We start from the raw sequence: 13,960 nt of genomic DNA on the forward strand, positions 1-13,960 counted from the left end.
CTGGAGTTTCATATGAAAAATTTATTACTGTTAGCTTTACCTATGCTGGTTTCAAAAGCCTTTGCTGGCCCTTTGCAACAGCTGGATTTAGATATTGAGCATATCAGCGTATCGGGGATTTCAAGTGGCGGATTTATGGCGAATCAATTTCACCTTGCCCACTCTAAATGGGTCGATAAAGCTGCGATCATTGCTGCTGGGCCATATTATTGTGCACAGGGATCTATTGGTGGCGCATTATCCCAATGTGTAAACAAAGTGGATACCCCCATCGACCTTGCCTTGCTTAAGCAACAAGCCGAGAATTATGCCAAAGCTGGACTGATTGATGCAATTGGTAACTTACAGCACAGCAAGGTTTGGTTATTTCACGGTAACAAAGACACCCGCGTAATTGCCCCGGTCAGCGAAGCACTGTTTACCCAATATTCAAACTGGATAAAGCCTGAAAACCTTAAATACATTAGCGACAAGCCATTCGCTCATCACTTTCCAACCCAAAAAAACGGCCACCAGTGCGATGAATCCAAAGCGCCATTTATCGGTAAATGTAACTATGATGCCGCGGGTGAGTTTTTGTCATTTTTGTTCGATTCGTTGAAACCAGCTAGCGAGAAACCTAGCGGTCAGGTAGTGGAATTTGATCAACGTGAATTGGGCGGTGAAGTCGCGAGCACATTGGCAAAAACAGGTTATGCGTATGTGCCCAATAGCTGTAGTCAAGGTGAGCAATGCACCCTTCACATGAGCTTTCATGGCTGCAATCAGAACGCAGAGGCTGTAGACCAGCAATTCATTCAACAAAATGGCTTAAACAACTGGGCCGATAGTAACCATATGGTTGTCTTGTACCCCCAAACTCGTGCATCCATGATGATGCCACTCAACCCTCAAGGTTGCTGGGATTGGTGGGGATATACCGGCGAGAATTATGCAACTAAATCTGGCAAACAGATTCAGGCTGTCGAAAATATTGTTAAACACATGGCTAAATAAATAGAGCTAATAGGGGAATTTATGTCTACTAAAACCGTATTAATTACCGGTGGTGCAAGTGGTATTGGCTATGGCATTGGCGAATACTTAGGGAATCAAGGCCATCATATAGTGATTGCTGATATCAATGGCCAGTCTGCTGAGTTAGCGGCCGGCAAATTGAGGAAGTTAGGTATAGTTGCAGACTCTATCGTAATAGATGTATCCAGTAGCCAACAAATAGAAGGCTTGGTTGATGCCTTGATGCCACTTCAAATAGATGTATTGATTAATAATGCTGGCATTCAACATGTCTCTAAATTGGAAGATTTCCCTGCGGATAAATGGCAGATGTTAATCAATATCATGTTAGTTGGACCCGCATTATTGTCGAAGGCTTTTTTGCCCGGTATGCGAGAGCGTAATTTTGGCCGTATTATTAATATTGGCTCCTTGCATTCATTGGTCGCCTCCCCCTACAAATCAGCTTATGTAGCCGCGAAACATGGTCTGCTCGGCTTTGCCAAGACGGTGGCATTGGAGATTGGGCAAGCAAACATCACGATAAACACCCTATGTCCGGCCTATGTGAAAACCCCACTGGTGGAACAACAAATCGCAGCACAAGCCTTGCAAAATAATATAACTGAAGCAGAAGTGATCGATAAAATAATGCTTGAGCCAATGCCAAAAAAGGCGTTTATCAGTATCGATGAACTTGCCGCTAGCGCCGCCTTTTTGATCAGTGATGGAGCTCGTAACATGACGGCTCAAACCCTAGTAATTGACGGTGGTTGGACTGCACGTTGAGCCGAGTCAGCTAAGCTAGTTGTTGGCTATTGTTACTTGGTTTTAACATTAAAGCATGGGTATACTGCAGTTCCTTTTTTACTAACGTTGTTTTCATCACTATGCCGTTTAAAACCATTGGATTGATTGGTAAACCCGCACACGAAGGTGCCAACAAAAGCTTGAATGCAATCGTGCAGTTTTTAAAAAGCAAGGGTTGCCGCATTTTGGTAGAACGAAAAGTGACCAACATGCTGGTAGGTAACGGTTTTGAGTCAGCAGAGTTGGAAGAAATTGGCACACAAGCAGACTTAGCAATAGTTGTTGGCGGCGATGGAAATATGTTGGGTGCTGCCAGAGTGTTGGCCAAGCATGATGTCGCTGTAGTCGGTGTAAACCGTGGTAATTTAGGCTTTTTAACTGATATCAGTCCAGATGACATCGAGCGTCAGTTAGAAAGCATTTTCCAAGGGGAAAGTGTTCGCGAACAACGATTCATATTGCAGGTTGAAGTATTTCGCGACGGCATTTTACAAAGTGCCAATTCAGCAATAAACGAAGTGGTACTGCATCACGGTAAAGTGGCGCATATGATGGAGTTCGAAGTCTATATTGACGATAATTTTGTCTTTAGCCAACGCTCAGATGGACTGATTGTAGCCACTCCTACAGGCTCAACAGCCTATTCATTGTCCGGGGGGGGGCCGATTCTTACTCCGAACTTAGACGCTTTGACATTAGTACCCATGTTTCCCCATACATTGAGTAGCAGACCCATAGTGGTCGACGCCAATAGTACCGTCAAAATGAAAGTATCCCAAGACAACACAGACAACTTACAAGTAAGTTGCGACAGTCATATAGTATTAACAGTGTTACCCGGTGACATTATTAATATTAAAAAGAATCAGGACAAACTGTCTCTTATTCACCCTAAAGATTATAACTATTTCAATGTGTTACGTACCAAGCTGGGTTGGGGCTCAAAACTTTATTAAATGCAGCTGTAAAAACTGAACGGCTTAATTCGCAATTCACTTTACAAATTTCAAAATATGTATATATTTACAGTTACTGTATATATGAACATGTGTTTATTTTTATGTTGATCCATTTATCTATTAAAAATTTAGCAATTGTAAAAAGTTTGGATATTGATTTCCGTCAGGGTTTATCTGTTATCACCGGTGAAACGGGAGCAGGGAAATCTATTGCAATCGATGCCTTGGGATTATGTTTAGGCGATAGAGCCGAGGCCAGCTTGGTTCGAGCGAATAGCAGTAAAGCTGATGTTAGCGCAACCTTTGATACAACCCAATTACTCAATGTTCAAAAATGGCTTATTGATAATGATTTTATGGATGCCGATGAAGTGCCGGCAGATTTAATTATCCGTAGAGTAATATCCAGTGAAGGACGCTCAAAAGCCTATATAAATGGCTTCCCTGTCCCATTACAACAGCTGAAATTGCTAGCCTCTAACTTGGTAAGTGTTCATGGTCAACATGCCCATCAGCAATTACTCAAGCCCGATATGCAAAAAAGAGTGGTAGATAACTTTGCCGATCATGCTGACTTGCTCCATGATGTGAAAAGTCATTATGGGTCACTAAATCAAGCTCATCGCGAGTTGGAACTGTTACTTGGTGAACAACAAAGCCGAACTGATCGTAAAAGTTTATTAGAATACCAAGTCCAAGAACTCGATGAATTCGCGTTATCTGAGAACGAGTTCCAAGAGTTAGAAATCGAGCACAAAAAGTTGAGTAATAGCCAAACTCTGTTGGAGCAAACCCAAAAGAGCTTCTATTGCTTATATGATGCTGACGAAAATAGCGCTATGAATGCAGTGCAAACCAGTGTCGAAATGCTTGCGGAGCTCCAAGAGCATGACGCTGAACTCTCTCCCATAGTAGCGATTTTGAATGAGGCATTGATTAATCTCGATGAAGCTTCGAACCAGTTACGGGCCTACTCGGACAAACTCGAAATTGATCCTATGCGTATGCAACAAGTGGAGCAGCGCTATTCTAAAGCCTTGGACTTTGCTCGCAAGCATGGTGTGCGTCCAGAAGCACTTTACAATTGCCATCAGTTGTTAGCCACTGAGTTAAGTGAATTAAATAAACAAGAAGAGTCCTTGGATGCACTACAACAGCAACTGTCTGTACTAAATAGCCAATATCTGAAAAGTGCCAAAAAGCTGAGCGAATCACGTATAATAGCCAGCCAAGCGCTAGCTCAACAAGTAGAAACTCATATCCAAGCAATGAACATGACCAAGGCGAAATTTTCCGTTCAGGTCGATTTTGATCCACGCCAAAGTGCCAGTAGCTCAGGGTTAGATCGGATTCAATTCACGATTTCAACCAATCCGGGTATAGCGCCCGATGCGCTAGATAAGGTAGTTTCTGGTGGTGAATTGTCAAGAGTTGGCTTGGCGTTGCAAGTTATCAGCTCCAAAGGAAATCAAATACCTACCATGATATTTGATGAAGTAGATACCGGTATCAGTGGGCCAACCGCTTCTGTAGTGGGTAAGTTGCTAAGAAAACTGGGGGCGTCATGTCAGGTAATTTGTGTGACTCATTTACCCCAAGTAGCTGCAAGTGGTAATCAACAAATGTTTGTAACAAAGTTTACTGACAATGAAACCACCGAAACTCATATGATTTGTTTAAAAGAAAATGAACGAATTGAAGAATTAGCACGTCTATTAGCTGGAGATACACTAACCGACTCCGCGATTGCCAATGCCAAGGAGTTACTTCAGCATTATCAATAGCGATTTCCCCTTGTTGCTAGAAAAGATTGATTGCAAGTAGTGGGGTGAGTTAGCATGCGTGTCCTGTAAAAGCGCAAGTGTGCTTAATCCTATTAACTAAAAAATGAAATGAATTGGATAATGAAGTTTAAAAGCCTATTGATCGTTGTTGTACTTAGCTTTGCCATGTCTGGCTGCGCCGACTGGATATATCGTATTGATGTACCGCAAGGTAATTTTTTACAAGATAAAAACGTCGAGCAACTTCGTATTGCAATGACCAAAGAACAAGTAGTCTATGTCCTCGGGCGTCCTGTCGTGCAAGACTCTTTCGATCATAATACTTGGTATTATGTATATGAAATGAAACGCGGCATGCGTAAACGTGGCGAAGATTTCCGTAAAGAGTTGGTCATTAAATTTGTTGATGGCAAAGTGGCTAGTGTTACAGGTGACTTTGAGCTGTCTGAAGACTTCAATACTCCTTTGGATGAATAATTACCAATGGGTTGATTTGGGCGAGTGTATTTGCCTGACTCAACCCATCGGCTTCTATATTCGTAAAGACTACAGATTAACTTAGTTAGCCATACTGGTCAGATTACAGCATATTTCACTGCTAATATCATCCAGAGCAGCGGTCAGCGATTTATATTTATATAGTGGAACAGCTAATTCTTGCTAACCCTTTCCCTAAACCCATCTAGAAAATTTTCAACCTATTCCCAAATTAATTAATCGTCATTTTCTTTTTAACACATTTTGCTAGCTATGGGTTTCTAGAGGATTAATCTTCGTTCGAATGTAACCTATCAATTTATAATTTCACATAATCCCCAAATTGAACTAACGTTTATACCCTCTTTAAAGGGCAATTCGCTCACGACACGAAAAACAATAAGTAGAAAACTATGTCTCTAGAAGCATTCTCAATGCCGCTACTTGCAATGTTCATCGGCCTAATTTCGATATTTATGGACAGTCAAAAAAAAACATAAAAGAGCTATGATAAGCCTACTTGTCTTAGCGTTGGCGGCAACCTGCATTCTCGGCATTAATTCGAATATCAATGCTGCAACTGAGAATATGGAACAGAAAAATAGTGTTAAATCTCTAGAGACCAGAAATATCCATGTAAGTGAAACGCTAGCTGAATTTAAACACAATACCGAGTCAAGTTTGTCTGTGTTATTGAGTAAAGTCGATGAATGGCTAGTCGATCCTGATAATACCAGTGTTGATGCTATTAAAATGTCACTACTTGCCAACGAAACCATTGAAAATATTGAAAATATTGAGCAAAAGGAAGATATTTCCTTCAGTATGGCAACTGAAATTAGGTATTTCGTCAAAGAGGTAGATCAACAAAGAGTTTGGAAGAGTCTGACCGTAAAGGGGATCTCAGTTTCAAAAAGCGCTCCTACTCTGAAAAATGCCAAAACCAATGCAATTTGGTTCGGCGATCAAGTTGATATTGAAGAAGTAAAATATGTTGCATTAACTCTGATCCGAGCAGGTATCAGTATCACGAGCATCAAGCCTTTTTCCGGTGCAAATAGAAAAGTGAATATTATCGAAATTGGCCATGATGTAGATTTTGAAAATAACACCCCACTTTCCGTCCAACAAGTTGTTAATGCAAAACAATTCCTTCGTTGAAAGCAGGTGTATCTAGTCTTGACATAAACGGATAAGTCAGACTTTAGGCGCCCATCAAACTAGCTTACACCTGGTCTAAGCGTAAAGTGTAGCTTTCATTGAATCACTCTCAGCAAAATCCACGTATAAGGTATTAGGCCGTATTCACTCCAATTTAGTGGTATAGCAACTGCCGTGCAATGCACGATCTTGAATGACTATCCAGGTAAAGAACTACTCAGATTAGCCATGGGTGTCTTGATAAGAATCAACGATGGGTGATGAGATGGACGCTCCCCAATACGGCGTCAATGCGCCAAAATAGTAGTTCTTAAACAAGACTATTTACATAGGGAACGTCCAATATGAAGCTTAAAACAATTACCATCGATTTGGCAAAGACTGTATTTCAAGTGTGCGGAGTAAATGAACATATTAAACCGCAATTTAATAAGAAATTAAAACGGACTGAGCTACTTGATTTTATGCGCCAACAACCACCTACGTTGGTGGTGATGGAAGCCTGTTATTCATCGCATTACTGGGGGCGTGAAATTGCTAAATTAGGTCATGATACCAAGCTTATACCAGCCCAACATGTCACGCCTTTTGTGCGAGGCAACAAGAATGACCATAACGATGCTTTTGCCATAGCAGAAGCCAGCCAGCGCTCACATATCCGCTTTGTCCCCGTAAAATCTGAGCAACAGCAAGAAATTAATTGCTTGCATCGAATTCGAGAGCGCTTAATTAGAAACAAAACGGCCCTGAGTAACCAGATACGCGGGTTGTTAAGTGAATTTGGGGTAATATTTCCTTGTGGCCACGTGGCCTTGTGTGCAGGATTAGCCCAAGTAATTGATAGCGAACAACGCAGTAACCAGTTGAGAACCATGATGCGCGCGTTAAAGGCAGAATATGAAGACACACGCTCTCGCATCAAGGCCATTGAGCAGCAATTGCATCACTTTGTTAATAACAGTGAAAGTGGCAAAATATTGCTCAGCATCCCAGGGATTGGTTTCATTAATGCCTCAGCGTTTTTAGCCGCCATTGATAAAGGCCAGGCGTTTAATAATCCCAAAGAATTTGCCGTGTGGTTAGGGCTGACGCCTAAACAACACGCCTCAGGCAATATCAGTAAGATGGGCGGCATTACCAAACGCGGAGACCGTTATTTACGTAAACAACTGGTACATGGTGCGCGGTCTGTCGTGAGTCGTGCCGCGCAAAGAACTGATCCGTTATCACTGTGGGCCACTAAACTTCGCGTTACCAAGCCGTTTAATAAAGTGGCAGTCGCCGTCGCCCATCGTTTAGCACGTTTAATCTGGATATTGCTCACACGTCAGGAGCACTATCGCGTTACGTCCTCACAAGTGAGCGCATAACATGAATCACTTTACGTTATCCCTGTCGAGCTCAATTCCGTGTAGGACAAAGGCACCAAGCCTGTGTGGGTGTTGTGGAAGGCAAGACACGGGATAACACTTACTTTACCTACCCCGCTTAGTCATAAAATGATGAAGAAAACGGTCTACCTACCTCATCAAAGCCAGACTTAGACACGGATAACAATCCGACTGGGTGTTTTTAGGCGATAAGGTTCGGAGTTCATCAGAGGCCAGCGTTGATTAAACCAACGCTAATAAAGAGCCTGAATATATGTCAGAACTAAGCCATTTTAGACTGCCTTCAAGACAACAGACTAGCGGTAATAGAATAGTAAAAACGTAATTCGTGCAGAAAATCAGCACGAAGGGGCAATTAGTACGTTGACATCAGGGGAGCGTCCATATATGTCTTGATAAGAATCAGTTTATAAAAATCACCACCTAGGCTGATTTTCCATACAATTTGCAATTTGTCTTGAAAAATTTAGTTGGTAGCCTAACTTCACACAAAAATCCAGCTGTACCCAAGGAGTCTTAGTAAAACAACTTATCTAGAGGCAGGTGGCTTTTTTCGGGAAGTCAGGAATATTAGGATAGGACGCCAACTTTGCATCTAATTGACCACTGCTAATAAATTCAACTAACAATCTATCGATAGTTTCTTTTAATGCCTGCATTTGTGGACGCATTACAAAAGTTAAATCGACCGTACTTGTCGGCTCGGGGGACTGGTAAATACTCGTTTTACAGAACTCATCTGTGCTAAAAGCTTCCATAGCATTGTAGTCATTCATTACGGCAAAATCACAGCGCTTGCTCTTTAACATAGAAGCCATAGCTTTATGACTACTTGAGTCTACCCGCACTAAATTAGAGTTTGCAAAATAAAACTCTAGACCGGTATAGACAAAATTTTCATGTGTACATACTCGTCCTCTAACCGTGTTGGATAGCGAAAAATCAGCTTCGAATGGTTCAATACTATATAAAAATGTTTTATGGGAGACAAAAGGTCGGCTTGCTATTGTCAGCTTAGGACGTTGTAGCCAACCTACATTGGCCAAATATAAATCCGCTTTACCCTCTATGACAAATTGTTCACTGCGCAGTTGATTAGAATCGACAAAAACAACTGGTGGAAATCCTTTAGGTTCTACTTCTAAAAAGAAATAATCGACCAAACCGGAATACTTTTGCTGCACATCATCATAATACAAATAGGGAAACGAACCGGGAGAATTAACCACAAAGACAAGGGCTTTAGACTCTGATGCCAATGCTTCAGCAGGGCCTATAACCCATAAAGCATGCATGAAAATTACTGACAATAAAAATTTACTTATCACAAACCCAACTCTATATGTGAGTGAAACACTCAAGCAAACATTAGGCGGAATTCTACTCGATTAACGACTTATTTTATAGCACATTACGGCATCAATGGTTAACAAACATATCAGCTAAGTAGCGACTTTAAAGTGAAGCTACAGAATTGACCCTTTTTAGAATACTTAGCATGTTTAAATATGATTGGGGGAGTATTATTAAACAAATCGTAGCTTTATTCTGGCTGTTTCTGGCGCTTCAAAAGTAAAACTGTGGCATAATATGGCGCAATTTTTAACGGCATATTAATGCTCGTAACTTTATCGTTTTAACTATTGGGAATATCGTCTTGTTAATATCAGCCAACATCACAATGCAATTTGGTGCAAAGCCACTTTTTGAAAACGTTTCGGTCAAGTTTGGCGATGGCAATCGCTATGGTTTAATCGGCGCCAATGGTTGTGGTAAATCGACCTTTATGAAAATTTTAGGTGGTGATTTAGAGCCCTCTGCGGGCAATATTTCAAAAGACCCAAATGAACGTATCGGTAAGCTAAAACAAGATCAATTCGCCTTTGAAAAATATAGTGTTATCGACACTGTCATCATGGGCCATGATGAACTGTGGAGCGTAAAAGAAGAGCGTGATGCCATATACGCAAATCCGGAGATGACTGAAGCCGACGGTATTCGAGCCGCAGAACTGGAATCAGAATTTGCTGAAATGGATGGTTACACCGCAGAATCCCGAGCAGGCGAACTCCTTATTGGCGTAGGTATTGATGAATCTCTGCATTTCGGTCCAATGAGTGAAGTTGCTCCAGGTTGGAAACTTCGTGTACTTCTAGCGCAAGTATTATTTGCTGAACCAGATATCATGCTCCTTGATGAGCCAACCAACAACCTCGACATAGATACGATTCGCTGGTTGGAAGACACTCTTAACGCCCGTAGCTGTACGATGATAATCATTTCACACGATCGTCATTTCCTGAACAGTGTTTGTAGCCATATGGCTGATTTGGATTATGGTGAGTTGCGTGTCTTCCCGGGCAACTACGACGAATACATGACGGCTGCTACCCAATCAAGAGAACGCTTGTTATCAGAAAATGCCAAAAAGAAAGCACAAATTGCTGAATTAAAAACATTTGTCAGTCGTTTTTCTGCTAATGCATCAAAATCAAAACAAGCAACGTCTAGAGCCAAACAAATAGATAAAATTCAAATAGAAGAAGTCAAACCATCCAGCCGTCAAAATCCATTCATCCGATTTGAGCAAGATAAAAAGTTGCACAGACTGGCATTGGAAGTAGAAGGACTGTCGAAAGCCTTTGAAACCGCTTTATTTAGCAAACTCGACCTTATGGTAGAAGTGGGCGAACGGGTAGCTATTATTGGGCCCAATGGTGCCGGTAAAACCAGTTTAATACGTTGTTTATTTGGCGATCTCGAAGCCGATACAGGTCAGATAAAATGGTCTGAAAATTCTCAACTTGGGTATTATGCGCAAGATCATGCATCTGAATTTGAACAAGATATGTCGCTGATTGAATGGATGTATCAATGGGCGCAGGAAGGCGATGACGAGCAAGTCATCCGCGGTACCTTGGGTCGCTTATTATTCTCACAAAAAGAAATTAATAAATCGGTCAAAGTTATATCAGGTGGCGAACAAGGCCGTATGCTATTCGGTAAATTGATGCTGCAAAAGCCCAATATTCTGCTGATGGATGAACCCACCAATCATTTGGATATGGAATCCATTGAATCCTTGAACCTCGCTTTAGAAAATTACCCAGGCACATTATTTTTCGTCAGTCATGATAGAGAATTTGTATCTTCTTTGGCGACAAGAATAATTGAATTAACCCCTAACGGCCTGGTCGACTTTAAAGGTAATTATGAAGATTATCTTGCCAGTAAAAGTTAAACTGATATCCCTTGTCACCTACTTTACCTAAAATAGGTGACTTTATATCGGTTACAAAAGGCGTCAGCATGCAAAACATTGGAATATTTGTAGATGTTCAGAATATCTACTACACCTGCAGAGATGCCTACCAAGGTTCGTTTAACTACCGCAAATTATGGCAAAACATCAGCCAACAAGGCGTTATCACAAACGCAATTGCCTACGCTATCGCCCCACAGAATGACTCGCAAATTAAGTTTCAAGATGCGCTTAGACACATTGGATTTGCGGTTAAAACCAAACCATTCATTCAACGTCAGGACGGTTCTGCCAAAGGTGATTGGGATGTGGGGATCACTATCGACATAATGGAAGCCAGCGCCAATTTAAATAAGGTAATTCTGTGCTCCGGCGATGGTGACTTCAGTATGCTGCTCGCCCATATCAAAGCTAAACATAACTGCTCGACAGAGGTTTATGGTGTGCCTAGTCTGACTGCAAAAGCGTTAATTGACCACTGTGATAGCTTCATAAAAATAGATTCCTCTTTGTTACAATAAGTGAAATTGACGTTACTAGGTATATTTATTTCAATTAATACTGTACAAACAGACAGTGCATGATCTATATTTATACTTCTTACTCAATAAGGGAAATCCACATGGCCATTATCGTAAAATACGTTGTTGAACATAACGGGGAAGAAAAACTAGTGACCACCGATAAAAAAGCTGCAGACAAATATGACAAAATGTTGGAAGTAGCCGATAACCTTGGTGCTTATTTCAATGCTAAAGGCATTAAGTTAGCGCCAGAGATCTCTGAAGAGCTAACGATTTTGTTATCTAAAAATAAAGACATGGTAGGTAAGTTACTCAAAGGCGCTGATCTTAAATCTGTGCTAAACGAAGAAAAAGCCGATGTGGTTGAAATGGATAAACGCAGCGCCTAATGCGTGCCTGCTGCAAACTCAGGTTGAGTAACTCAAATGGAAGCCAGCACTCACCTCGCTGACTTCCATATAGTGGTTTGCAATACTAGATTATTTTTTAGCCTTTAAGTGATCAGCCACTAAGAACGCCATCTCTAGCACCTGATCAGCATTCAATCTTGGGTCACATTGAGTTTTATAGGCTTGGGCTAAGTCATCATCACTGATTTGATATGCCCCACCTGTGCATTCAGTTACATGTTGTCCCGTCATTTCTAAATGAATACCACCAGGGTGTGTCCCTTCTGCTTCATGAGCAGCAAAAAACTGTTGAATTTCGCTGAGGATATCATCGAAATTTCTCGTTTTATAACCGCTAGACGCTTTCTTAGTGTTGCCATGCATTGGATCAGAGCTCCACACTACTTTACGCCCTTCGGATTTTACTTTACGCAGTAAACGAGGCAGATTCTGTGCGAGCTTATCGGCACCCATACGGGTGATAAAGGTTAATCGACCAGCTAGATTATCTGGATTCAAGGCATCGATAAGACGAATTAACTCGTCCTCTTCCATTGTGGGTCCAATCTTCACGCCGATAGGATTATGGATACCTTTAAAAAACTCAACATGAGCATGATCGAGTTGACGAGTCCGCTCGCCAATCCATACCATGTGTGCCGAACAATTATAAGGTTTGCCGGTTAATGTATCGATGCGAGTCAAAGCTTGCTCGTAATTGAGCAATAAAGCTTCGTGGGAAGTAAATAAATGAGTTTCATGCAAGGTAGCATTATTAGCATGATTGATCCCAATCACATCCATAAACTCTAAAGTGTCTTGCAATCTATTAGCAATATCCTGATAACGCTCTCTCAAAGGATTATTCTCGAGGAAACTCATGTTCCAACGATTTACCTGATGCAGGTCAGCTAAGCCGCCTTGAGCAAATGCCCGCAATAAATTCAGGGTAGAGGCGCCACGATGGTAAGCTTCGATCATTCTATTCGGATCAGGTTGGCGAGCTTCCTCAGTAAACTCAAAGCTATTGATAATGTCTCCACGATAACTCGGCAGGGTCACACCGTTAATGGTTTCTAAATCCGCCGAGCGTGGTTTAGCATATTGTCCCGCCATACGGGCCACTTTGGTGACCGGACACTTACCTGCATAGGTTAAAACAATCGCCATCTGCAAGATGACTTTGAAAGTGTCACGGATTTTCGGCGCATTAAATTCATTAAATGATTCAGCACAATCACCGCCCTGTAATAAAAAGCCTTTTCCTTCAGCAACATCACCTAATTGTTTAAACAACTGACGAGTCTCCTCTGCAAACACCAACGGCGGATAACTTTGCAAGGTTTTCTCAACAGATTTCAATTGGTCTTGATCTTGGTACGTAGGCTGTTGCTGTATAGGTTTACTGCGCCAGCTATCTAGTTGCCATTGGCTCACTATTGTTCCTCTTATTTTCAGGTTGCAGATCAGCTCTGCTCGAATTAAGTCTGGTCTGAGACGTTACGGTGAAACACAGCACTTTTCAATCTCATTCAAGCCTATCCTATACAAGAATAAACTATAAACAGTGTTATCGCTCAGTCACTGGCTTTTTAACTGCTAATCTTGTGTCCATATCTAGCCTTGTGCAGCAGTTACTATTAATTTTCACAGGCTTGTTTGATGTCAAGTATTTCTACGAGTAATGTAGTTTAATAAGCCATCCGAAGCGCTTTCAATCAGGTCTAAAACGTATTCGAATCCCTTTTTGCCGCCATAATAGGGATCCGGCACTATATCCTCTTCAAGGGCTGAAAAAGACATAAATAAGTGAATTTTCTCATGTAACTCTTCAGGACATTCGCTTTGCAAGTTACGCAGATTGACCTCGTCCATGGCAATTATGAGATCAAAATACTCAAAATCTTGTTTTTCCACTTTGCGACATTTGAGACCTTCAAAACTATAGCCTCTTGCCTCGCCAGCCTGCTGGGAACGCTCATCCGGCGCACATCCAGTGTGAAATCCCTGAGTACCTGCAGAATCTACCTCTATGGCTAAAGTCCGCTGTTTGACTTTATGTAGAAACACCGCTTCAGCAGTAGGAGAACGACAAATATTCCCCAAACACACAAACAGCACTGATTTGATTGGTCCAGCCATGTATTATATATCCCTAGTCGAAAATTGGATGTGGCGATGTGCTATTTTAGCCTCCATCTGCTGCG

The 13,960-nt window shown here is 41.5% G+C and carries 13 protein-coding genes; 10 read left to right on the forward strand and 3 right to left on the reverse strand.

Features of this window, described 5'->3' with window-relative positions:
- The first annotated feature begins 12 nt into the window (after positions 1-12).
- From QR722_RS11850 to QR722_RS11880, 7 genes are all read left to right on the forward strand, one after another.
- Positions 13-996, forward strand: coding sequence for an extracellular catalytic domain type 2 short-chain-length polyhydroxyalkanoate depolymerase (locus QR722_RS11850; RefSeq protein ID WP_286283056.1), 984 nt, complete (start codon positions 13-15; stop codon positions 994-996).
- A 21-nt stretch (positions 997-1,017) separates the two neighbouring features.
- Positions 1,018-1,785 carry a 3-hydroxybutyrate dehydrogenase gene (locus tag QR722_RS11855; protein WP_286283057.1) on the forward strand — a complete coding sequence of 256 codons (768 nt, stop codon included), beginning with the start codon at positions 1,018-1,020 and terminating at the stop codon, positions 1,783-1,785.
- A 101-nt stretch (positions 1,786-1,886) separates the two neighbouring features.
- Positions 1,887-2,762: an NAD(+) kinase gene (gene nadK / locus QR722_RS11860; RefSeq protein WP_286283058.1), complete on the forward strand. Its 876-nt coding sequence runs from the start codon at positions 1,887-1,889 to the stop codon at positions 2,760-2,762.
- A gap of 104 nt (positions 2,763-2,866) precedes the next feature.
- The gene (recN, locus tag QR722_RS11865) at positions 2,867-4,549 is read left to right on the forward strand and encodes a DNA repair protein RecN (protein ID WP_286283060.1); all 1,683 of its coding nucleotides are present in this window, start codon (positions 2,867-2,869) and stop codon (positions 4,547-4,549) included.
- Positions 4,550-4,669: 120 nt separating this feature from the next.
- A complete protein-coding gene (locus QR722_RS11870; protein WP_286283061.1) occupies positions 4,670-5,026 on the forward strand; it encodes an outer membrane protein assembly factor BamE in 357 nt (118 codons plus the stop codon).
- Between the two features lie 507 nt (positions 5,027-5,533).
- A complete protein-coding gene (locus QR722_RS11875) occupies positions 5,534-6,187 on the forward strand; it encodes a hypothetical protein (RefSeq protein WP_286283063.1) in 654 nt (217 codons plus the stop codon).
- A 344-nt stretch (positions 6,188-6,531) separates the two neighbouring features.
- Positions 6,532-7,557, forward strand: a complete 1,026-nt coding sequence (locus tag QR722_RS11880; RefSeq protein WP_286283064.1) for an IS110 family RNA-guided transposase — start codon at positions 6,532-6,534, stop codon at positions 7,555-7,557.
- 554 nt (positions 7,558-8,111) lie between these two features.
- On the opposite strand, the gene QR722_RS11885 is transcribed toward QR722_RS11880, so the two are convergent.
- Positions 8,112-8,906, reverse strand: a complete 795-nt coding sequence (locus QR722_RS11885) for a transporter substrate-binding domain-containing protein (RefSeq protein WP_286283065.1) — start codon at positions 8,904-8,906, stop codon at positions 8,112-8,114.
- A 329-nt stretch (positions 8,907-9,235) separates the two neighbouring features.
- On the opposite strand from QR722_RS11885, the gene QR722_RS11890 reads away from it, so the two are divergent.
- The 3 genes from QR722_RS11890 (at position 9,236) to QR722_RS11900 (ending at position 11,753) form a co-directional block, all read left to right on the forward strand.
- Positions 9,236-10,819, forward strand: coding sequence for an ABC-F family ATPase (locus QR722_RS11890; protein WP_286283066.1), 1,584 nt, complete (start codon positions 9,236-9,238; stop codon positions 10,817-10,819).
- A 68-nt stretch (positions 10,820-10,887) separates the two neighbouring features.
- Positions 10,888-11,361 (forward strand): NYN domain-containing protein, encoded by a 474-nt coding sequence (locus QR722_RS11895; RefSeq protein WP_286283068.1) that lies wholly within the window; start codon positions 10,888-10,890, stop codon positions 11,359-11,361.
- Positions 11,362-11,462: 101 nt separating this feature from the next.
- Positions 11,463-11,753, forward strand: a complete 291-nt coding sequence (locus tag QR722_RS11900; protein WP_286283070.1) for a YebG family protein — start codon at positions 11,463-11,465, stop codon at positions 11,751-11,753.
- A 90-nt stretch (positions 11,754-11,843) separates the two neighbouring features.
- On the opposite strand, the gene QR722_RS11905 is transcribed toward QR722_RS11900, so the two are convergent.
- Both QR722_RS11905 and QR722_RS11910 read right to left on the reverse strand, forming a co-directional pair.
- Positions 11,844-13,190 carry a class II 3-deoxy-7-phosphoheptulonate synthase gene (locus QR722_RS11905; protein ID WP_286283071.1) on the reverse strand — a complete coding sequence of 449 codons (1,347 nt, stop codon included), beginning with the start codon at positions 13,188-13,190 and terminating at the stop codon, positions 11,844-11,846.
- Between the two features lie 228 nt (positions 13,191-13,418).
- Positions 13,419-13,895, reverse strand: coding sequence for a low molecular weight protein-tyrosine-phosphatase (locus QR722_RS11910; protein WP_286283072.1), 477 nt, complete (start codon positions 13,893-13,895; stop codon positions 13,419-13,421).
- Positions 13,896-13,960: the final 65 nt, after the last annotated feature.

This window comes from Aliiglaciecola sp. LCG003, from assembly GCF_030316135.1.
Taxonomy (GTDB): domain Bacteria; phylum Pseudomonadota; class Gammaproteobacteria; order Enterobacterales; family Alteromonadaceae; genus Aliiglaciecola.

Excerpts from the sequence above, each read along its gene's own strand:
- QR722_RS11880 (WP_286283064.1), top strand. The coding sequence starts at position 6,532 with ATGAAGCTTAAAACAATTACCATCGATTTGGCAAAGACTGTATTTCAA.
- recN (WP_286283060.1), top strand. The coding sequence starts at position 2,867 with ATGTTGATCCATTTATCTATTAAAAATTTAGCAATTGTAAAAAGTTTG.
- QR722_RS11850 (WP_286283056.1), top strand. The coding sequence starts at position 13 with ATGAAAAATTTATTACTGTTAGCTTTACCTATGCTGGTTTCAAAAGCC.
- QR722_RS11855 (WP_286283057.1), top strand. The coding sequence starts at position 1,018 with ATGTCTACTAAAACCGTATTAATTACCGGTGGTGCAAGTGGTATTGGC.
- QR722_RS11900 (WP_286283070.1), top strand. The coding sequence starts at position 11,463 with ATGGCCATTATCGTAAAATACGTTGTTGAACATAACGGGGAAGAAAAA.
- QR722_RS11895 (WP_286283068.1), top strand. The coding sequence starts at position 10,888 with ATGCAAAACATTGGAATATTTGTAGATGTTCAGAATATCTACTACACC.
- nadK (WP_286283058.1), top strand. The coding sequence starts at position 1,887 with ATGCCGTTTAAAACCATTGGATTGATTGGTAAACCCGCACACGAAGGT.
- QR722_RS11875 (WP_286283063.1), top strand. The coding sequence starts at position 5,534 with ATGATAAGCCTACTTGTCTTAGCGTTGGCGGCAACCTGCATTCTCGGC.
- QR722_RS11910 (WP_286283072.1), bottom strand. The coding sequence starts at position 13,895 with ATGGCTGGACCAATCAAATCAGTGCTGTTTGTGTGTTTGGGGAATATT.
- QR722_RS11870 (WP_286283061.1), top strand. The coding sequence starts at position 4,670 with ATGAAGTTTAAAAGCCTATTGATCGTTGTTGTACTTAGCTTTGCCATG.